We start from the raw sequence: 18,806 nt of genomic DNA, 5'->3' as shown, positions 1-18,806 counted from the left end.
GGACGTCCGGCCCTGCCGCCCGGCCGAACATCGGCGCAGCGTCAGAGTTGAGGGAAAGGAGACTCCCATGACTACGCGGTTGCGACTGTCGAACTGTGGGCTGAGTGCGGGCAAGAGGGCCCGGCTGCACCGGATTCTCTACAAGCACGGACTCGGCAACGGAACGGCTCTGTTCCTGCCGTACGACCAGGGTCTCGAACACGGCCCGCGTGACTTCTTCGCCGACCCGATCGCCGGGGATCCGCGATACATCATCCGGCTGGCGCTCGAGGGCGGCTTCAACGGCATCGCCATCCAGATCGGCCTGGCCGAGAAGTTCTACTGGGACTACGCCGGAGAGGTCCCGTTGATCCTGAAGTTGAACGGCAAGACCGACATTCCCAGTGACGCCCGGGCGCTCTCACCCGTGCACGCGTCGGTCGAGGACGCCGTGCGGCTGGGCGCGGACGCCGTCGGATACACCCTCTACGTCGGCAGTCCCGCGCAGGAGGAGGACTTCGCGCAGTACCGGGTCGTCCGGCAGGAGGCTCAACGCCTCGGGATGCCCCTGATCGTGTGGGCGTACCCTCGCGGTGAGGCGATCGAACGGAAGGGCGGCAAGGACTCCTTCTACGCCGTGCACTACGCCGCCCGCGTGGCCAGCGAGCTCGGCGCCGACGTGGTCAAGGTCAACTTCCCGCACCCGGAGAAGCACACCGCGGTGCCGGCGGACTACGCCATCGATTTCAGCAGCCAGGACGCCATCGACGCCGTGGTCCGCGCGGCCAACCGCACCATGGTGCTGGTCTCCGGCGGCAGCCGGGCGAGCGACGAGGTCATGTTCGAGAAGGCTCAGGAGTCGATGTCCGCGGGCGCGACCGGTCTGATCTTCGGCCGCAATGTCTGGCAGCGCGACCACGAAGAGTCGCTGAAGTTCGTCGACCGGCTGCGGCAGATCCTCGCCAAGTACCCGACGCCCTGAAACGGAGCGCGATCATGAAGGCCCTGGTCGTATACGAATCGATGTTCGGCAACACCGAGGCGATCGCGCGGGCGGTGGCCGCGGAACTGCAGTCCGCCCTGGACGTGACTGTCGCAGAGGCCCGCGACATCCCGTCGGCGGTCGGTGTCGATCTCCTCGTCGTCGGCGCTCCGACGCACGCGTTCGGGCTGAGCCGCCCAGGCACCCGCGAGGACGCGGTTCGTCAAGGAAGCGCCCGCCCGGCCGACCTCGGAATCCGTGAGTATCTGGACGTGTCGCCGATGCTGAACTGCACGGCTGCGGCGTTCGACACGAGAGTCGACAAGCCGCGGCTACCAGGCTCCGCCGCACACCGGGCCCACCGCCGCCTGCGCGGTCTGGGATGCCGTCTTCCGATCACGCCGGCCAGTTTCCGGGTCTCCGGTACCCGCGGTCCGCTGCTGCCCGGTGAAACGGATCGCGCCCACGAATGGGCCCGTCGACTGGCCGCGGCCGTGCTGATGGCGAAGGAGGCCAGCGGTCGTGGCTGATCCGGTCGTCGTCGGAGTCGACGGTTCCGCACGAAGCCTGGCCGCGGTGGAGACCGCGGCCGGGGAGGCGGCTCTGCGGGGCCGCCGGCTGCGCATCGTGCACGCTCTCGTCTGGGTGCCGGCCGACATGGACATGGATCCGGCCGTGGTGCCACCCGTCCACCAGTCCTACTGGGAACGGGCCGAAGCCTGCGTGGCCGAGGCGCTGCGAATCGCCGCCGAGCGTGCGCCTGAGGTCGACGTGGCCGCCGAGGTGATCCCCGGCCGGCCGGCGACGGTTCTGCTGCACGAGAGCGAACACGCCGCGCTGCTCGTCCTCGGCGACCACGGCCTGGGGGGCCTGGCCGAACTGATGATCGGCTCGGTGGCGCTCCAGACGGCGACCCACGGACGCTGTCCCGTCCTGGTCGCCCGGGGCACGAAACGAGCGGACGGCCCGGTGGTCGTGGGTGTGGACGGCTCCGCCTCGTCGAGCGAGGCAGTTCGGTTCGCCGCGGACGAGGCCACCATGCGAGGCGCGGAACTCCTCACCCTGCATGCCTGGAACGGCGGGGACGACACAGAACTCGGCGCGGAACTGCCGATGAGTTACGACACCTGGTCCGGCGAGGACGAGGAGCGGCGTGTCCTGGCCGAGGCCGTCGCCGGTATCGGGGCCGAATACCCCGACCTGCCGGTGCGACGCCAGGTGATCAACGGCTCGGCGCGCGGTTACCTGACAGCATGGTCGCGGACTGCGCAACTTGTTGTGGTCGGCAGTCGGGGACACGGCGGATTCGCCGGGCTTCTGCTCGGTTCGGTCGGCCACCACCTGCTGCACCACGCCGCCTGCCCCGTCGCGATAGTCAGGCCGTAGTCAGAGAGCCGGCCGGCCCGTCGTCGCGGTCAGCTCCACGAAACGCTCCTCGAGAGTGGCTTGGGCAAGCCGGATGACCGCGCCCGGGGACCGGCCCACGGTCAGCACGGGGCAGCGGGAGCGTCGGGTCACGGCTCGCAGGAGAGCGGACTCGAGAGCGTCGACCGGCGCGGGCAGCACGGCCAGGCAGGACCCGCCGGTCGCCGCGGTCACGGTGATCGCCGGATCCACTCCGGATGCCACCGAGACCGCGACCGTCACGCGCGGGAACTTCTCGGTCCATCGCTCGATCGACTCCGGCACCGTGGCATCGCCCGCCAAGGAGGCGGCGATCAGCACGGTGAGCGGAACATTCCGGCTATCCGCTTCCACGAATGCCGCGCGAAGAACGTCGTCGGCGGACGACCGCGAGAGCAGTCCGGCCAGCACCGGGCCCGCTACGGGAGTGGCCATCATGTCGTACGGGTGACTGATCATCGCTGTCCTCCGGGCTCTCGGCCTCTGAGTCCAGCGTCCCGCCGTCGTACCTGTGCGGGCAGAGGCGTCAGTCCTCACCGCAAGGGCCGACCGGCGGCCCGTGCGGGTCGCCGGTCGGGTCATAGGGAGTCACTCCGCGGCGATCGCGATCGTGCGACCGGCCGGTTGCGGCTCGGTGAGCGGCACCTTGATCTCGAGGATCCCCTTGCGGTACGAGGCCTCGATCTTGGTTTCGTCCGCGTTGGCCGGCAGGCGCACCGACCGCTGCATCGCTCCGTAGCGGAACTCGCTGCGGTTGAGGCCCTTCTCCTCCTCGCGGCGCTCGGCCTTCACGGTCAGCACCCCGTGCAGCGCGGTGATCTGCAGGTCCTTTTCCGGGTTGAGCCCGGGCAGCTCCGCCCGCAGCAGGTACTCCTGGTCGGTCATCCGGTCCTCGAAGCGGATCGCCGGCAGCGGGCGCGGAAAGTCGACCTCCAGCCAGTCGGTCATGTCCTCGAAAAGCCTGGGCAGCAGTCCAGCCATCTTATTCTCCTTTCGCCTTGCCTCTGGTTCCATACGACTGCGCGAACCCGGGCCTGGGCAGGGCCGAACGGCCCCTCGCGGGGGCCGTGGCGCTTTTCGGGTCAGCCGACCACGAAGACCGGGCAGTAAGCCTCGCGCAGACGGCGCGGGTCACCGAGCCGAGAAGAGGCATCACATCGCCGGAATAGGCGTGCCGGCCGACGACCACCGCGGCGGCGGCATCATTCGAAGCTCTGATCAATGCGGCAGCCGGCGCTTCATCCACCAGGTGACGGTGGACACGGAGTCCGTCGACGACTTCGATGCGGCTGGAGGGAACCGCATGCGGGATCGCGTTCACCATGATCAGCTCGCACCCGCGCACCCCGTAGCCGTGACTCACGTTCGGCTCGTAGCCTGTCCAGATCACTCATGATCCACACCTCCTGGCGGAGAAACTTTCAGCGGATTGGCGTCGTGATCGCGGGCTGCCAGCCGTTCCACCGCTCGCCGGTACTGGCCCGAGGTGATCTCGTGCCGCAACAGGCCGACAACCAGGGCGCCCTCGAGGCTGCTGGCTTTCCGGGCACAGTCCGCTTCAGCGGCCGCAGAATGATCCTCGTTCTTGTCCTCTGCCGACAGGTCCTTGAGAACCGGCCACATGCCCGCCGCCACCATCGCCACCAACACCGTGGTGACCAGAACCATCGTCATCAACGTCGCCACCTCCTCCCAGGACCGGACCGCATCGACAGGCAGACGACACGGCGATCTCTCCTCAATCGCGTGGCACGACTCGGAACACTGGGTAGCCGGCGGCGATCCGCTCGAACTCGCTCAGCGGGGCGTGCCGATCGACCGGCACGTGGGCCCGGGCGCCCGGCGCGACGGCGAGATACCGCTGCAGGATGGGCGCTCGCAGGTCCGGATCCACTTCGACGAGCCGGACCGGCTGACGGCGACCGTGCCGTAGCACCGCTTCGCCGTTCGCCGCTCGCACGTTGGCCACCCAGTTCGCACCGTTGCCGAGCATCGAGACCAGATAGCGCTCACCCCGGTGGCTCGTCACGACCAAAGGAAAGGCGACGGTGTTCCCGCTGCGCCGGCCGGTCACCTCGAGGGTGACCCAGGCCGGCGGTACGAACAGAGCCCGGCCGAACTGGAACGCCGACAGGCGGTTGAGTGAGCGGGCGAGCCGGTTCGGGCGGCCACCGCGGTACATCCGGCGGCGCATGGCGTCGGTGACAATCATGACTCGCTCCGGGGCTCGCGGACGACGTACACGGGGCAGTCGGCGTGGTGAAGAAGCTGAAGACCGGTCGAGCCGAGCGCGGTTCCGATGATCAGGCCGTGGCCGCGGCTACCCACCACCACCAGCTGAGCGGTCGCCGACGCCGCTGTCAGTTCGGCGGCGGCGCCGCCGGAGGTAAGCACGACCTTGACCGGGACAGCCGGGTACTTGTTCCGCCACGGCGCGAGTTGCTCCTCGACGTGGGCGCGTTCGGGGTCGTGGAATTCGACCGGCACCTGAGCCCGGACGGCCAGCAGGGCGGCGCCACGCCCGGCCGCTTCGTCGAACGCCACCTCCAGCACCCGGTCACTCGCCGGGGAGTCGTCGACGCCCACAACGATGGGGCCCTCGGCCAAGTCCCCGCCCCGGCCGCGGACCACGACAACCGAGCAGGACGCGTGCGTGGCCACCCGGTGACTCACCGAACCGAGCAGCAGGCTGGCGAAGCCCCCGCGACCGCGGTTGCCCAGCACCATGAGCTCGGCATGATCGGACTCGCCGATCAGGCGCGGCGCCACCTGGCCGATGAGCGGGTCCCCCTCCACCTCGACCTTCAGAGCGGCGGTTCGAGCCTCGTAAACGGCATTGGCGGTGAGTCCTTCGGCATGCTTACGGGCGATGTCGAGATACTGGTTGCTCATGTCGTACCGGGCTTCACGCCACTCCCAGTCGAACACATGCGCGACCCGGAGCGGCCGGCCCCGGCGGAAGGCCTCGCGAGCCGCCCAGCGCACCGCTGCCTTGCTCGGCTCGGTGCCGTCGGCGGCCACGATGATCGGGTGAGTTCTCATGACGCTTCCTCTCGCCGTTTCCCCCAGCGTCATACGGACCGACGCGCAGCGGCAGGGCGTGAGGGCCCGGGTGGACCGGCCGAAAGGCCTCCTGCCCCGTCACGACAGCAGTACTTCACCAGCCGGGCGGCGGGACGTGCGCTCGTTGTCCGGTCGTCAGCTTGCGAGGACCGCACGCTCGCCGGCCGGAACGGCCTCTCCGGTGTCCGGGTCGAAGAAGTACGCCGTACTCAGGTCGACGGTCAGCGGTACCGGCCGTCCGATGGCCAGCTGTGCGCGTTGACCGACTTTCGCTGTCCAGAGCTCGGTGGCGGCAACATCGTCGACCGCGACGGGCACATCGCCCGGCGCTGCCGCGTCCGCGCCGTTGGCCGGCAGCCGGAACAGAACATGCTTCTCGTCACCGAGCGATTCGACGCCGAGGGGCACGACCGGCAGCGTGCCCGCAACGGGTTGGGTCGCCACTGCGAAGGAAGCCGGCCGAAGACCCATGACGACAATGGAGCCGAGGTAGCGCACCAGGGCGGGGTGGCGTCGAATTGCGTCCGGCACCTCGAGTTCACGGCCGGCGAGCATGACCGTGGTGCGATCCTCGTCGCCGCGCAACTGCACGGTTGCGAAGTTCATGCTGGGCGAACCCATGAAACCCGCGACGAACTTGTTGGCCGGCGCCTGGTACAGCTCGTCCGGCGAGCCGACCTGCTGCAGGCGGCCCTTGTCGAGCACCGCGATGCGGTCGCCGAGGGTCATCGCTTCGACCTGGTCGTGAGTGACGTAGACGGTGGTGACCTCGTACCGCTGGTGCAACCGCGCCAATTCGGCCCGCATCGACACCCTGAGCTTGGCGTCGAGGTTGGACAACGGCTCGTCGAGCAGGAAGACCCGGGGCCGGCGGACCATGGCCCGGCCCATCGCGACCCGCTGACGCTGACCGCCGGAGAGCGCAGCCGGCCTGCGATCGAGCAGCTCGCCCAGGCCGAGCAGCTCAGCAGTGGCGTTCACGTTCTTCCGCAGCTCCGCCTTGTCGGTGTGCCGCAGGCGCAAAGCGAAGCCCATGTTGTCGCGGACCGTCATGTGCGGGTAGAGCGCGTAGTTCTGGAACACCATCGCGATGTCGCGTTCCTTGGGCGCCCAGTTCGTCACGTTCTCGCCGTCGATCAGCACGTCCCCGCTGCTTACCTCCTCGAGCCCGGCGATCATCCGCAGAACTGTGGATTTTCCGCACCCCGACGGTCCCACCAGGACGAGGAACTCGCCGTCGCCGATCATCAGGCTCAGATCGTCGACCGCCTTCGTGCCCCCGGCGAAGACCTTCGTCAAGTGCTCCAGCCGAACGACCGACATGGGACACCTCCTTATCCCTGTTGACCGCCGCGAACCCGCGCGACGATCAAGGACAAGCACACCGCCGGAGGTCGGTCGGCGGCAGTGCCGATCGGCCGCCTCGACCGGGGCGGCCGGCCCCGTCCGACGATATGACCTCCGCCTCTGACGCTGTTAGCTGGCCGGAGCTAACTTGCTAAGTGAGGGTCGATCGGGAGGAGGCGAGAGAAATGACCAGCACGAACACCAAGACTGTCCGCGAGGCCACACCGGCGAAGATCACGCCGGCGAAGCCCGAGGAGCGCAGCGAGCGCACCCGCCGCATCGGGCGCGAGATCGGCATCCTGGCAGTCAACGCCTATGAGCGCGGCGTCGCCGACATCGTGGCGCTGGAGAAGGACGCCGCGAAGATCGCGCCGTACCCGTGGGCCAAGTCCGCACTGACCATGACGGCCGGGCTCGTCGAGGACGTCGGCGCAGCCTACGTCAAGACGGCGCGCCAGGCGCTGCGGTAACGCAGCGTGCGAGGGCCCGGGGCTCAGCCCCGGGCCCTCAGCCGTCTGTGGTCGCCACGAAAGCCAGGTAGACCTCGGTCAGCGCCTGCCGCTGACGCGCGCTCAGCCGTGGGTCGGCCGCGATCGCGGTCAGCACCGCCGGAGAGTTGTCCCACTCGGGTCCGGCCTCCGTGCGTAGCGCATCGGCGGTCGTGCGCAAAGAGCCGGCAATGGCGTGCAGCACGCGGTCCGACGGCGCTCGCAGCCCCCGTTCGATCTGCGACAGGTAGGGCCCGGAGATGCCGACCATGGCTGCGAACTGCCGGATCGGCAGCTCAGCGAGCTCGCGGCGGTGCCGGATGATCTCGCCGAGGGTACGGGTGGCGCTCACCGGATGCCGGACCTGCTCAGCGCGGCGGGGATGGTCACCTGGGCCGCACGCAGGACGTCGTCGCGGCGCCGCCCGTCCATCAGGTTGATCCCCAGCGCGGGCAGGTCGTCGGGGCCCGGCGTGATCACCGTGACGCGCGCACCCGAGCCTTCGACCTTGCACCGCTCGACGCTGACCTGGGCGGCGAAGGCATGGCGCAACGCCCGTTCAGCCTGCCAGGACGGCCGCAGCGGCCGATCGGTCGCGTAACTGGCCATCGGGGCCAGCACGTACACCTCATCGAGACCTCGGCCCCTCAGCAGGTCGAGCGAGACCACGGAGCGCACGCCGCCGTCGACGTACCGGCGGTCGCCGATCACCGTCGGGGAATGCCAGCCCGGTATGGAGCAAGAGGCCACGACGGCGTCGGGCAGCGAGGCCTGTGGGCTGCCGGGCCGGCCGAACACGACGCGTCGGCCCCGCTCGTAGTCGACCCCGACGATCCAGGTGTCACGCTCGGGCCAGTGATCCGGGTCGTGGCTCACCATCGTCTCGAGGTAGCGCCGCAGGGTGTGGTGTTGCGCGCGACCCTGCGGCACGAAAGCGCTGGCCAATGCCCGCGGATGCACACTGTGGGGCGCGAGCGCCGCCGTGGCGACCATCCGGACGGACCCGAAGCGCAAGCGCGGTGGCGGCGGAAGACGGCCCGAGTCGTGCTGGAACTCGTGCGCGCCGGGCAAATGCTCCTCACCCTCGCCCAATTGGTGCGCCACCAACTGGGCGGGCGTGAAACCGAGCCGCAGGGCGGCCGCCACGATGCTGCCGGCGCTCGTGCCCACGATCACGTCACACTCGCCCAACGGGCGTCCGATGCGATCCTCGAGCGCCGCCAATCCGCCGATCATCCAGGCCGCTCCCAGGATGCCCCCGCCGCCCAGCACCAGGCCCACACGTTTGCCGCTCACCACGTTCACCGTCCTCGTGATCTGAGCCACATGGTGCCACGATCACCGGACCGGCGACCACTCCCCGGCCAGGGTGTGGATCTCGTCGGCGATGGCCGGCTGCAGGGCGGACGGCAGATCGTGTCCCATCCGGGGGAAGACCACCAGCTTCGAGCCCAGGAGAGCCCGGGCGGTCGCACGGCCGCCGGCGAGCCGCACCAGCGGGTCGGCGTCCCCGTGGATCACCAGCGCGGGCAGGCGCAGACGCCGAAGCACCGGCCGCCGGTCAGCAGCCAGCGCGATAGCCGTGATCTGACGCTTCACACCGTCCGGGTCGTGCGCACGGTCGTAGCTGCGAGCAGCCGCGTCGCGGATGAAGTCCTCCTCGAGCGGATAGCCCGGTGACCCGATCACCCGGAAGATCCGCACCATGTGCTCGGCGGCGCGGTCCCGGTCGCGGGCGGTACCGGTCAGCAGTGTGGTCAGCACCCACGGATGCGGCCGGCCGACGCGAGGCGACGGAGTCGACGACAGAGATGTCAGGGTGCGCACCCGCTGCGGATGGGAGGCGGTCAGCAGTTGGGCGATCATGCCACCCAGCGAGATGCCCGCCACGTGGGCGTTCGACCAGCCCAGCTCGTCGAGCACGGCTCGTGCGTCCTCGGCCATGTCCGGCAGGCCGTAAGCCGGCCGCCGGGACAACCACACCAGCGGGGACGGCACGCCGAGGCCGGTCAGATGCGTCGACTGCCCGACGTCACGGTTGTCGAACGTCGCCACGCGGAAGCCGCGGTCGGTCAGGAGCGAGCGGAACCGGTCCGGCCAGAACAGCCGCTGAAGGCCCAGTCCCATGATCAGGAGGAGCGGGGCGCCGTCCTGCGGGCCCTCCACTTCGTACGTGAGGTCCACGGCGCCGTTCCGGGCGATGCCTGTCGTCATTCCTCGAGCGTGATCCCGTCACCGCACCTGTCGCACGGGTCGTTCGGCCCTGGCGAGCAGGACACCGCTGCGGCGACGGTGGAGAGAAACGTCCGCGCCCCAAGGAGGCCACGGTGGACTACCTGAGCCCGTTGGACACGTCTTTTCTGGACGCCGAGGACGAGGACCCGCACGCCTCGCTGGCGATCGCCTCGGTGGCTGTGCTCGACGGCCCGCCGCCCGGCCAGGCCGAGTTCGCCGCGGCGATCCGCGGCCGCCTGGCGCTCGTTCCCCGATACCGGCAGAAGGTCCGTCGCATCCCGTTCAACCTCGGCCGTCCGGTGTGGATCGACGACCCCGACTTCGACCTCGACTTCCACCTTCGGCGTACCGCCCTGGCCGAACCCGGCGACGACGCCGCCCTGGAACGGCTGATCGGCCGCATCATGTCCCAGCGGCTCGACCGGGACCGGCCGCTGTGGGAGACCTGGCTCGTCGAAGGTCTGCCGGAGGGACGGTGGGCGCTGGTCTCCAAGGTGCATCACTGCATGCTCGACGGGGTGACCGGCAACGAGCTGTATCGCCTCATCTGCGACAGCGGCCCGAAGCCGCGCCGGTCGGTGCCTGATCGGTGGCAACCCGGTGTCCCTTCCGACGACATCGACCTCACCCTCGACGCGCTCGGCCAGCTCGCCCGCATTCCCTTCGATCAGGCCCGCTGGCTGGCGGGCGCGCTGCGCGAGCCGATGCGCGCCACCCGGCAGATCGGCGCCCTGACCCGCGGTGCCGCGGCACTGGCCGGGGCCTTCGTCCCGGCGCCGGCCACCTCTCTGGCCGGTCCGCTCGGCCGCGCCCGCCGCTACGCGGTGGCCCGCATGCCGGTGGACGAGATCCGTGCGGTCGCCGAGGCGCACGAGGTGACGATCAACGACGTGTACCTGGCGGCCGTCGCTGGAGCGCTGCGCCGGCTGATGCTCCAGCGCGGCGAGGAGCCTCGGGTGGGTGCGATCCGGACTCTGGTGCCGGTCAACGTGCGTACCGAGAACGCCCGGCATGTCTTCGACAACCGGGTGGCGTCGCTGCTGGTCGACCTGCCGGTGGAGCTCGAGGACGGCGTCGATCGGCTGCGAGCAGTCCACGAACGGATCGGCGACCTCCGGGCCCGGCACGAGGTGGAAGCCGGCGTGGCGCTGGTCGCCATGGCCGACCGCGAGCCGTTCGCGGCGGTCTCGTTGCTCGTTCGCGCCGCCCTGCGGCTGTCTCAGCGAGGATTGGCCACGGTGACCACGAATGTGCCCGGGCCGCCCGCGCCGCTGTACATCCTGGGCCGGCCGATCCGCGAGATCCTGCCGTACGTGCCGATCGCCGAACGACTTCGCATCGGCGTCGCCGTCATGACGTTCGCGGGTCAGGCCGCTGTCGGGGTGACCACCGACTTCGCCTCGGTCCCCGAGGCCGGCGAGCTCGCGGGCGCGATCGTCGACGAGGTGCGGCGGCTGGCCCCGGCTGCTCCCCCGGCCCGCTCGCGCAAACGCGCCACGATGGCGATCCGGGTCGCGGAACTGACCTGATTCACCTTCACCGGAGGAAGTGTGAGCCATGCTGAACCTTGCCGTGATCCTCCGCGAGTCCGCGGCGTGCCGGCCCGAGGCGCCGGCGCTGCTGCACGACGGCGGCACGATGACCTACGCCGAACTGGACGCCCGCTCGGATGCCGTCGCCGCGGCGCTCCTCACCCGAGGTGTCGGCCCTGGAGATCCAGTGGCTCTGCAGGCGCCCAACATCCCCGAGTTTCCCGTCGCCTACTACGGCATCCTCAAGACCGGGGCCGTGGTGGTGCCGCTCAACGTGCTGCTGCGCGCTCCGGAGGTGGCACATCAGTTGCGCGACTCCGGCACCCGCACGCTCATCACGTGGGCCGGGGCGGCCGACGAGGCCGCGAAGGGCGCCGCCAAGGCTGACGTGACGGAGGTGTTCGTGATCCATGCCGCAGCGGACAGCCCGGGGCGGCCCTTTACCGACCTCACCACGCCCGTCACCGAGCCCGTCCCGCTGGCCGACCGCTCTCCCACCGACATCGCCGCGATCGTCTACACCTCCGGCACGACGGGGGTGCCGAAGGGCGCCGAGCTCACGCACTTCCAGATGTACATGAACGCCGACATACCCGGCCGCCTGTTCGAGATCAAGGCGGAGGATGTCGTCCTTACCGTCCTGCCGCTTTTTCACGTGTACGGAATGTCGAGCGCGATGAACCTGGGCATCCGCTTCGGCTGCGCGCTGTCACTCGTGCCGCGCTTCACGCCCGAGAAGGTGCTCGCGGCGATCGAACGCGACCGGGCGACCATCTTCGACGGGGTGCCGACAATGTTCGGCGCTCTGCTGGCATACACCGACGAACACAGCTACGACACCTCGTCACTGCGGGTCTGCGTCTCCGGTGGCGATGCCATCCCGGCCCACGTGTTCGACGCCTTCGAGCAGCAGTTCCAGGTGCCGATCCTGGAGGGGTACGGAATGACCGAGACCGCCTCCACCATCACCTTCAATCCGGGCCCGGACGACCGCCGCCCGTACAGCGTCGGCAGACCTGTCTGGGGTGTGGAGGTTCAGGTGTGGGACGACGAGGGCCGCCGGATGCCACCGGGCCGCAACCACATCGGCGAGTTCGTGACGCGGGGATACCAGACCATGCGGGGCTACCACGGACACCCCCGCGCTACCGCAGAGGCGTTCGAAGGTGGCTGGTTCCACACCGGAGACCTCGGATACGCCGACGCCGACGGCTTCCTGTTCATCGTCGACCGCAAGAAGGAGCTGATCATCCGGGGCGGATACAACGTCTATCCGCGCGAGGTAGAGGAAGTTCTCTACCGCCACCCGGGAGTGCGCGAGGCTGCCGTCGTCGGGGTGCCGGACGAGCGGCTCGGGGAAGAGGTGAAGGCGATCATCGTCGCTCGCCCGGGACACGCCCTGACTGTCGAAGAGATCGTCGACTACTGCCGCGAGCGGGTTGCTGCCTATAAGTATCCCCGGCTGGTCGAGTTCCGCGACGCGCTTCCCCTGACGGGCACCGGCAAGGTGCTCAAGAAGGATCTCGTGTGAGAGGCGGGCGCACTGCTTCTCCGATCGTGCGGAGGAGCTTCCTACGATGCGGGATACGAGTGGATCTGCGCGGCGACGTCCCGGGCCCACGATCGAACCCGATCGGGATTGCGGAAGTCGCCCGCGTGCCCTTCGCGCGCCATCCGGCGGGCCAGGAAACCGAGCCAGCCACGCGCCTCGCCCGTCATGCGGCCACCGAACGTGACGTGCTCGCGCGCCGCCAGCTCGCGCACGGCTTCCTGCGCGTGATGCCCAGGCGGCAGCCGACCTTCGTCGGCCGACGTGTCGAGCGGGCCGCTGCTGAAGAGCCAGACCGGCTTGCCGGCGAATTGCCCTCCGTGGTGGCTCAGGAACCGCCGGACGTCCGGATGCCAGCCCGTGGCGTAGACAGCCGAGCCCAGAATGAGCGCGCCGTAATGCCCGGCGTCGCCGACCTCGCCGGCGGGTGACAGCTGCACCTCGAGGCCTGAGTCCCGCAGTTCCTCGGCTATCCATCCGGCCAGCTCGCCGGTGCCTCCGCCTGAGCTTCCGTACGCGACTAGGACGATCACGGCACACCTCCGGCGCTGGGGACGATTCTTCCTCCACGGTCGTCCCCGTGCTGCGACGACGGTAGGGACCAAAGTCCGAGAGAATTAGCCGAAAGACAGCGCCGGCCCAATACCGACACCACAGCGAGACCACTCCTGCCCACAAAGGGCACGACCATTCGGGACTTGCGATACATGCGTGTCGAGCCGGAGCCGCATAGCGTCGAATTATGGAGCGACGACAGCCGGCGAATGAATCGCGCCCCCGCGCGGTGGGGCGGGTGGCGGGACGCGTCCGTCTCGGACCGGCGGTCGGCCGTGTACCGCCGATCGAGCGGGCCCACACCGAAATCGCGCATTTGGACGAGCTGCCGAAACCGGTGTTCGCCGACACTTCCGGCCGGCGCCACAGGCGCTTGCGCCGGGCCTCGTTCGTTGTCGGCGCCCTTCTGCTGATCATGCTGATCGCCTTCTGGATCAGCCAGCTGAGCGGCGCGGTGAGATGAGCATCTATCAGGGCAGGCGCCCCGTCGCACCGAGAGCGGGAACGGGCCCCGCCGCCACGCCCCGCCGGAGCGGCCCGCACCTGCTCGCGCTGGTCATGCTCGCCCTGCTCGCACTGCTGACCAACATGCTGCTCGTCGAGGCCTACCTGCGCAGTGACTTCGCCCCGGACAGTGAACCCGGGCAGGAACAGACGTCGGACGCCGTGCCCGCGGGGGTCAGAACCGGCGGGCCGGTCATCGACGTCTCCGGCGCGCCACCGCGGACCTACCGGATGCCGGCCCGGACCATCGCTCTGACTTTCGACGACGGGCCGGACCCGCGATGGACGCCGCGCATTCTCGACGTGCTGCACCGGCATCACGCGCAGGGAACGTTCTTCGTGCTCGGCTCGCTCGTCGTGCGACATCCCGAGATCGCACGACGGATGGTCCGCGAAGGCCACGAGGTCGGCGTGCACACCTTCACCCACCCCCGGGTATCGGCCTTGCCGGCCTGGCTGCGAGGTCTGGAGCACTCGGCAACCCAAGGCGTGATCGCGTACACCACGGGAAGGTCCACGTCGCTCTACCGCCCGACGTACTCGTCCATGGCCGATGCTCTGGACGACAGCGACCTTCCCACATTGCGCGAGACCGCACGTCAGGGATACCTGACCGTCCTGAACGACCTCGACGGCGAGGACTGGCAGCGGCCCGGCGTCGCGGCGATCCTGCGCAACGCGACGCCCAGCGGCAACACCGGCGCTGTCGTCCTGCTGCACGACGCGGGCGGCGACCGATCGCAGACGGTCGCCGCACTGGACCAGCTCATTCCGCGGCTGCAGGCGCGCGGCTACCGGTTCACCACCGTCTCCGCCGGTCTCGCCGGACGCATTCCGGCGGCCAACCCGGACGCCGGCTTCGCTCAGGAGTCGCGCGGCTGGGCACTGGTGTGGATGATCCGTTCCGCGGACCTGACGCTGGAATTGCTCTGGCTGTTGCTCTTCGCCGCGGGTCTGTTGTTCCTGGGCCGCACCGTGCTGCTCGTGGGCGCAGCTCTGCGTCACGCGCGGCAGCGACGGTCGTCGTCCTGGAGCTGGGGTCCGCCCGTGTCCGACGCGGTCACCATCGTCGTCCCGGCGTTCAACGAGGCCAAAACGATCGAGCCGGCGGTCCGGTCGCTGGCCGGATCTGTGCATCCGGGCGTTGAAGTGATCGTGGTCGACGACGCCTCCACGGACGGCACCGGACGCGTCGTCGACGGCCTGCAGCTGGACAACGTCCGGGTGATCCGAACGCCTTCCGGCGGCAAGGCCTCGGCCCTCAACACGGGTGTGGCGTTCGCCCGCAACGACCTGATCGTCATGGTCGACGCCGACACGGTGGTCGAGGCGGAAGCGATCCATCGGCTCGTGCAGCCGTTCGCCGATCCCCGGATAGGTGCCGTCTCGGGCAACGTCAAGGTGGGTAACCGGCACGGTCTGCTCGGCATCTGGCAACACATCGAGTACGTCGTCGGCTTCAACCTCGACCGGCGGCTCTACGACATGCTGGGTTGCATACCCACCATTCCCGGGGCGCTGGGAGCCTTCCGCCGCCAGGCCATCGCGGACGCCGGCGGTTTGCAGGTCGACACGCTCGCCGAGGACACAGACCTCACCATCGCCGTGCACCGGGCCGGGTGGCGCGTGGTGTTCGAGGAGTCGGCGCGCGCGTGGACGGAGGCGCCGACCGGTCTGCGGCAACTGTGGCGTCAGCGGTACCGGTGGAGTTTCGGCACCATGCAGGCATTGTGGAAGCACCGTCACGCGGTGATCGAACGGGGACCGTCCGGTTGCTTCGGCCGACGCGGACTTCTGCTCGTCACGGCGTTCAGCGTTCTGCTGCCACTACTGGCGCCGCTGCTGGACATCATGGCGGTTTACGGCCTGGTGTTCCTCGATCGCTGGGCGGCGATGGCCGGGTGGCTGTCGATGATGGTCATCCAGATGGTGACATCGGCGCTGGCCTTCCGTCTCGACCGCGAGCCCTTGAAGCCGTTGTGGACGCTGCCTCTGCAGCAGGTGTTCTACCGGCAGCTGATGTATCTGGTTCTGCTGCACTCGGCGCTGACCGCGTTGGCGGGCCGGCGCCTGCAATGGCAGAAGCTCCGCCGTACCGGTGAGGTTTCCCGGCCGGCGCCCGCCGGGTGAGAGGGGAAGCGGCCCTCAATCCCCCAGGGGATGGATGAAATCGTCACGACGGGCCAGATCCGCCATGGCTGCACGATACCGCTCGCGACTCATCCGACCGGTCAGCCGACCGTCCACCAGCTCCCGCTCGGGGTTGGGTGTCTCGGCGGGAGGAAGACCCAGCACCGGCGCCAGGCACGGATCCGATGCCGGGGCTTGCGGGCGCCAGGGAGCCGACCGTCGTTTGACGAGCACGGTCACGGCGGCGCCGGCCATCCGGAGAATCACCACGACGGCGACCAGAACGAGAACCTCCATCTCGGCCCCCTCACATCAGACTCGACCGGCGAAGCCGTGGCACCACGAGCCCGAGTGAGGCCCAGACGGCCAGCACGGCGAGATGCCACCAGGCGAAGCCGGCGCCGGCCGTGCCGGGCCCCGTCGCGGTGAGCAACGCCTGCAGCAGGTGGCGCAGGGGAAAAACATCGGCGACAGCGGTGATCGTGCCGGGCAGCGGACGGTCGCCGACGACAAAGATCTCCGAGAGGAAGCAGAGCGGCATCAGAGTGCCCAGCGTGACCGCGACCAGGGAGCGCGCGGCCGGCAGCAAAGCTGCCACGGCGAGTCCCAACGCCGAGAAGCACAAGGAGCCCAGGGTCACCGTGACCAGCATGGCCGGCAGCCGGGCCAGGTCGATCCGCACTCCGAGAAAGCTCAACCCGATCGCGGCGAGCACGGCGATGCCGAGCAGAGCGACGACGAGCGCGGCGCACACCCTTCCGGCGACATACCAGCGGAACGGCAGCGGGGTGCCGAGGAGCCGCTTGAGCACCCCGGTGGACCGGGCGCCCACCACGCCCTCCGGCATGTCGACGAAAGCCGTGACCGCGACCGTATAGGCGGCGAGACCGGCGAACAGATATTGCGCCATCGTCAGGCCGTGCACCCGGGCGTCGCCGAACACTGCCGGGAAAAGCGCGAGCAGCAGCGCGGGAAAGACCACGGCGAAGAACACCGAGAGCACGTCCCGGCGCAACCCCAGCAGGGCGTACGAGACCTGGCCGCGGAACAGCACGAACGACGAGTTGCCGATGCGTCGCCGGGGAGCGGACAGATCCTTCCGCAAAGACCTCGGCGCCATCTCAACGGCGCGCTCGCCCGTCACCCGCTCGCGGGGCTGCCAGCCGAAGCGCAGCCGCGCGAGCAATATCCCGGCCAGAGTCCACGCGACCAGCGCTGCGAGGTGCCCGGGCGAGAACCCGGCGCCATCGCCCGGCTCGAACGTTTCGGCCATCGCCCCGGCCAGATGTTTGAGCGGCAGGAAGGATCCGAGCCAGGCCAACGGCCGCGGCAGATCCGCGCCCACGATGAAGACGTCGGAGATGAACGCCAACGGAATCAGCAAACCCTGCGCCAGGGCCTGTGTCGCCGTCACCGTCCTGATGGACGCGGCCAACGCCAGGCCCAAGGCTGTGCAGCACCCGATGCCGAGCAGCAGGGTGACCAGCGCGGCCGGAACCTTGTTCCACACCACCTGGACGTCGTACGCGAGCACGCCGACGGCAGTCAGCAGCAGCACGGTGAACCCTGCGACGACGGCGGAAGCACAGATGCGGGCCGCGAGAATGATGCGCGGCGCCACAGGCGCGGCCCGCAGCCGCAGCAAAACACCGCGTTCACGCAGAATGGCAGTGTCAGTGGCCACCAGTGTGAACGAGGCCTGCGCCACGCCGAAAACAGCGAACGGCGCTACCAGGAACTGGGATATCGGCACGCCGCCCTCGGTTGTCTGATCCCCGACGATCGCCGAGACGATGACGAGGAAGATCAGAGGGAAGACCAGCGTGAAGAACGCCGCCATGGGATTGCGCAGGAAGGCTTGTAACGCATGTCCGGTCAGCGCCGCCAGCGCGGCCGGGCGGTCGGTGCCCTCGAGACGCATGCGGTCCATCTGGTCAACGGACATCGGCCGACTCCTCGGTCAACGCGAGATAGGCGTCCTCCAACGTCGGCGGTGCGACCGCGAAGTCCGACAACAACGTGCCGCTCTCGGCCGCCCAACGAGTGAGCCGCCGCGTGTCCGGCAGCGGGTCGTGCGAGACGAGTCGTACACGGCTGCCTCGGACCTCCGGTCGGTTGCTCAGCACCGGCAAACCGGCCGCGGAGCGGTCTGCGGGCAACCCGAAGCTGATGACCGTGGGCAGGTGGCTTCCGGCCCGAAGTTCATCGGAGGTGCCAACGGCCAGCAGACGACCCGACCGCAGCACACCCACCCGGTCGGCGAGACGCTGCGCCTCTTCGAGATAGTGCGTGGTCAAGAGGATCGTCGTACCCAGGTCACGCAGGCGGGCAACGAGATCCCACGCGTGGTGCCGGGCAGCCGGGTCGAAGCCGGTGGTCGGCTCGTCCAGGAACAACAGCTCCGGCGCGCCCGCCAACCCCAGCGCGAGGTCGAGGCGGCGGCGCTGGCCACCGGAGAGTGCCTTGACCCGTGTGGTGCGCTTGTCACCGAGCCCCACCAGGTCGATCAGCTCGTCCGGGTCATGCCGGCGGGGGTACAGGGCGCACTGCAGACGAACCAGCTCGCGGACGGTGAACTCCTCCTCGAACCCGGCGGACTGCAGGACCACTCCGATCCGCGCGCGGTAGGCGGAACCACCGGACGCCGGGTCGCAGCCCAGGACCTCGACGGTGCCCGAGTCCCGTGACCGATATCCCTCGAGTATTTCCACGATGGTGGTCTTGCCGGCGCCGTTGGGACCCAGCAGGGCGAAGATCTCCCCGTCGCCCACCGAGAAACTCACCCGGTCGACGGCCCGCACCGGCCCGTACGCTCGGGTCAGTTCGTCAACCGCGATGGTGGCCATGACGCCAGCATCGGTGCTCAGCCGGCGCCGGACCAGTGCCGATGGTCCTGCCCGGCCAGGCACACGGGAGCCCGGCCGCTGTCGTCGCGGCCGGGCTCGGCGAGGGGCGTCATTCGGTCAGATGAGCCAGCGGTTCTTCTGGACGATGGGCAGGGCGGCCCACCATTTGCCCAGGCCCCAGGTGTGTCCGGC

General features: G+C 69.5%; 22 protein-coding genes. 8 read left to right on the top strand and 14 right to left on the bottom strand.

The window, feature by feature from the left end:
- The first annotated feature begins 67 nt into the window (after positions 1-67).
- The 3 genes from LXN57_RS45690 to LXN57_RS45680 are packed head-to-tail and all read left to right on the top strand — an operon-like array spanning position 68 to position 2,347.
- A complete protein-coding gene (locus tag LXN57_RS45690; protein WP_251804583.1) occupies positions 68-961 on the top strand; it encodes a class I fructose-bisphosphate aldolase in 894 nt (297 codons plus the stop codon).
- Between the two features lie 14 nt (positions 962-975).
- Complete coding sequence (locus tag LXN57_RS45685; RefSeq protein ID WP_251804582.1) at positions 976-1,491, top strand: flavodoxin family protein; 516 nt, start codon at positions 976-978, stop codon at positions 1,489-1,491.
- On the top strand, positions 1,484-2,347 hold the full coding sequence (locus LXN57_RS45680; protein WP_251804581.1) for a universal stress protein: 864 nt from the start codon (positions 1,484-1,486) through the stop codon (positions 2,345-2,347). Before LXN57_RS45685 ends, LXN57_RS45680 begins: the two co-directional genes overlap by 8 nt.
- Here LXN57_RS45680 and LXN57_RS45675 read toward each other — a convergent pair whose 3' ends face one another.
- From LXN57_RS45675 to LXN57_RS45645, 7 genes are all read right to left on the bottom strand, one after another.
- Complete coding sequence (locus tag LXN57_RS45675; protein WP_251804580.1) at positions 2,348-2,824, bottom strand: hypothetical protein; 477 nt, start codon at positions 2,822-2,824, stop codon at positions 2,348-2,350. It abuts the gene before it with no gap.
- A gap of 129 nt (positions 2,825-2,953) precedes the next feature.
- Positions 2,954-3,346 carry an Hsp20/alpha crystallin family protein gene (locus LXN57_RS45670; protein ID WP_251804579.1) on the bottom strand — a complete coding sequence of 131 codons (393 nt, stop codon included), beginning with the start codon at positions 3,344-3,346 and terminating at the stop codon, positions 2,954-2,956.
- Position 3,347: 1 nt separating this feature from the next.
- Positions 3,348-3,755, bottom strand: coding sequence for a putative universal stress family protein (locus LXN57_RS45665; RefSeq protein WP_251804578.1), 408 nt, complete (start codon positions 3,753-3,755; stop codon positions 3,348-3,350).
- On the bottom strand, positions 3,752-4,039 hold the full coding sequence (locus LXN57_RS45660; protein ID WP_251804577.1) for a hypothetical protein: 288 nt from the start codon (positions 4,037-4,039) through the stop codon (positions 3,752-3,754). The genes LXN57_RS45665 and LXN57_RS45660 overlap by 4 nt, the downstream gene beginning before the upstream one ends.
- A gap of 64 nt (positions 4,040-4,103) precedes the next feature.
- Positions 4,104-4,577 carry a nitroreductase/quinone reductase family protein gene (locus LXN57_RS45655; protein WP_251804576.1) on the bottom strand — a complete coding sequence of 158 codons (474 nt, stop codon included), beginning with the start codon at positions 4,575-4,577 and terminating at the stop codon, positions 4,104-4,106.
- Positions 4,574-5,407, bottom strand: coding sequence for a universal stress protein (locus tag LXN57_RS45650; RefSeq protein ID WP_251804575.1), 834 nt, complete (start codon positions 5,405-5,407; stop codon positions 4,574-4,576). The genes LXN57_RS45655 and LXN57_RS45650 overlap by 4 nt, the downstream gene beginning before the upstream one ends.
- Positions 5,408-5,563: 156 nt before the next feature.
- Entirely contained in the window at positions 5,564-6,751 is a 1,188-nt protein-coding gene (locus tag LXN57_RS45645; RefSeq protein ID WP_251804574.1) for an ABC transporter ATP-binding protein, read from the bottom strand.
- A 209-nt stretch (positions 6,752-6,960) separates the two neighbouring features.
- Between LXN57_RS45645 and LXN57_RS45640 the strand changes: the two genes are divergently transcribed.
- Positions 6,961-7,245 (top strand): hypothetical protein, encoded by a 285-nt coding sequence (locus tag LXN57_RS45640; RefSeq protein ID WP_251804573.1) that lies wholly within the window; start codon positions 6,961-6,963, stop codon positions 7,243-7,245.
- A 37-nt stretch (positions 7,246-7,282) separates the two neighbouring features.
- Here the strand turns inward: LXN57_RS45640 and LXN57_RS45635 are convergent, their stop codons facing one another.
- Genes LXN57_RS45635 through LXN57_RS45625 form a run of 3 tightly spaced genes read right to left on the bottom strand, consistent with a single transcriptional unit; the run spans position 7,283 to position 9,477 of the window.
- On the bottom strand, positions 7,283-7,615 hold the full coding sequence (locus LXN57_RS45635; RefSeq protein ID WP_251804572.1) for a helix-turn-helix domain-containing protein: 333 nt from the start codon (positions 7,613-7,615) through the stop codon (positions 7,283-7,285).
- On the bottom strand, positions 7,612-8,559 hold the full coding sequence (locus tag LXN57_RS45630; RefSeq protein WP_251804571.1) for a patatin-like phospholipase family protein: 948 nt from the start codon (positions 8,557-8,559) through the stop codon (positions 7,612-7,614). Before LXN57_RS45630 ends, LXN57_RS45635 begins: the two co-directional genes overlap by 4 nt.
- 42 nt (positions 8,560-8,601) lie before the next feature.
- Positions 8,602-9,477 carry an alpha/beta fold hydrolase gene (locus tag LXN57_RS45625; RefSeq protein WP_251804570.1) on the bottom strand — a complete coding sequence of 292 codons (876 nt, stop codon included), beginning with the start codon at positions 9,475-9,477 and terminating at the stop codon, positions 8,602-8,604.
- Positions 9,478-9,590: 113 nt separating this feature from the next.
- On the opposite strand from LXN57_RS45625, the gene LXN57_RS45620 reads away from it, so the two are divergent.
- Positions 9,591-11,027, top strand: coding sequence for a WS/DGAT/MGAT family O-acyltransferase (locus tag LXN57_RS45620; protein WP_251804569.1), 1,437 nt, complete (start codon positions 9,591-9,593; stop codon positions 11,025-11,027).
- Positions 11,028-11,055: 28 nt separating this feature from the next.
- A complete protein-coding gene (locus tag LXN57_RS45615; protein ID WP_251804568.1) occupies positions 11,056-12,561 on the top strand; it encodes a long-chain-fatty-acid--CoA ligase in 1,506 nt (501 codons plus the stop codon).
- A gap of 41 nt (positions 12,562-12,602) precedes the next feature.
- Here LXN57_RS45615 and LXN57_RS45610 read toward each other — a convergent pair whose 3' ends face one another.
- Entirely contained in the window at positions 12,603-13,112 is a 510-nt protein-coding gene (locus LXN57_RS45610; protein WP_251804567.1) for a flavodoxin domain-containing protein, read from the bottom strand.
- Between the two features lie 338 nt (positions 13,113-13,450).
- Between LXN57_RS45610 and LXN57_RS45605 the strand changes: the two genes are divergently transcribed.
- Positions 13,451-13,597 carry a hypothetical protein gene (locus LXN57_RS45605; protein ID WP_251804566.1) on the top strand — a complete coding sequence of 49 codons (147 nt, stop codon included), beginning with the start codon at positions 13,451-13,453 and terminating at the stop codon, positions 13,595-13,597.
- Entirely contained in the window at positions 13,594-15,768 is a 2,175-nt protein-coding gene (locus LXN57_RS45600) for a bifunctional polysaccharide deacetylase/glycosyltransferase family 2 protein (RefSeq protein ID WP_251804565.1), read from the top strand. Before LXN57_RS45605 ends, LXN57_RS45600 begins: the two co-directional genes overlap by 4 nt.
- A 15-nt stretch (positions 15,769-15,783) precedes the next feature.
- On the opposite strand, the gene LXN57_RS45595 is transcribed toward LXN57_RS45600, so the two are convergent.
- The 3 genes from LXN57_RS45595 to LXN57_RS45585 are packed head-to-tail and all read right to left on the bottom strand — an operon-like array spanning position 15,784 to position 18,614.
- The gene (locus LXN57_RS45595) at positions 15,784-16,065 is read right to left on the bottom strand and encodes a hypothetical protein (protein WP_251804564.1); all 282 of its coding nucleotides are present in this window, start codon (positions 16,063-16,065) and stop codon (positions 15,784-15,786) included.
- 10 nt (positions 16,066-16,075) lie between these two features.
- Positions 16,076-17,713: an ABC transporter permease gene (locus LXN57_RS45590; protein WP_251804563.1), complete on the bottom strand. Its 1,638-nt coding sequence runs from the start codon at positions 17,711-17,713 to the stop codon at positions 16,076-16,078.
- The gene (locus LXN57_RS45585; protein WP_251804562.1) at positions 17,703-18,614 is read right to left on the bottom strand and encodes an ABC transporter ATP-binding protein; all 912 of its coding nucleotides are present in this window, start codon (positions 18,612-18,614) and stop codon (positions 17,703-17,705) included. Before LXN57_RS45585 ends, LXN57_RS45590 begins: the two co-directional genes overlap by 11 nt.
- Between the last annotated feature and the right edge of the window lie 192 nt (positions 18,615-18,806).

The organism is Paractinoplanes hotanensis, assembly GCF_023717965.1.
In the GTDB taxonomy this organism is placed as follows: Bacteria; Actinomycetota; Actinomycetes; order Mycobacteriales; family Micromonosporaceae; genus Actinoplanes; species Actinoplanes polyasparticus.
Note: the sequence above shows the minus strand (reverse complement) of the source record. Positions and strands in the feature narration are given on the sequence as shown.

Bases quoted from the DNA above. Each gene is read 5' to 3' on its own strand.
- LXN57_RS45690 (WP_251804583.1), top strand. From the start codon at position 68: ATGACTACGCGGTTGCGACTGTCGAACTGTGGGCTGAGTGCGGGCAAG.
- LXN57_RS45685 (WP_251804582.1), top strand. From the start codon at position 976: ATGAAGGCCCTGGTCGTATACGAATCGATGTTCGGCAACACCGAGGCG.
- LXN57_RS45675 (WP_251804580.1), bottom strand. From the start codon at position 2,824: ATGATCAGTCACCCGTACGACATGATGGCCACTCCCGTAGCGGGCCCG.
- LXN57_RS45670 (WP_251804579.1), bottom strand. From the start codon at position 3,346: ATGGCTGGACTGCTGCCCAGGCTTTTCGAGGACATGACCGACTGGCTG.
- LXN57_RS45660 (WP_251804577.1), bottom strand. From the start codon at position 4,039: ATGACGATGGTTCTGGTCACCACGGTGTTGGTGGCGATGGTGGCGGCG.
- LXN57_RS45655 (WP_251804576.1), bottom strand. From the start codon at position 4,577: ATGATTGTCACCGACGCCATGCGCCGCCGGATGTACCGCGGTGGCCGC.
- LXN57_RS45650 (WP_251804575.1), bottom strand. From the start codon at position 5,407: ATGAGAACTCACCCGATCATCGTGGCCGCCGACGGCACCGAGCCGAGC.
- LXN57_RS45645 (WP_251804574.1), bottom strand. From the start codon at position 6,751: ATGTCGGTCGTTCGGCTGGAGCACTTGACGAAGGTCTTCGCCGGGGGC.
- LXN57_RS45640 (WP_251804573.1), top strand. From the start codon at position 6,961: ATGACCAGCACGAACACCAAGACTGTCCGCGAGGCCACACCGGCGAAG.
- LXN57_RS45625 (WP_251804570.1), bottom strand. From the start codon at position 9,477: ATGACGACAGGCATCGCCCGGAACGGCGCCGTGGACCTCACGTACGAA.
- LXN57_RS45615 (WP_251804568.1), top strand. From the start codon at position 11,056: ATGCTGAACCTTGCCGTGATCCTCCGCGAGTCCGCGGCGTGCCGGCCC.
- LXN57_RS45600 (WP_251804565.1), top strand. From the start codon at position 13,594: ATGAGCATCTATCAGGGCAGGCGCCCCGTCGCACCGAGAGCGGGAACG.
- LXN57_RS45595 (WP_251804564.1), bottom strand. From the start codon at position 16,065: ATGGAGGTTCTCGTTCTGGTCGCCGTCGTGGTGATTCTCCGGATGGCC.
- LXN57_RS45590 (WP_251804563.1), bottom strand. From the start codon at position 17,713: ATGTCCGTTGACCAGATGGACCGCATGCGTCTCGAGGGCACCGACCGC.
- LXN57_RS45585 (WP_251804562.1), bottom strand. From the start codon at position 18,614: ATGGCCACCATCGCGGTTGACGAACTGACCCGAGCGTACGGGCCGGTG.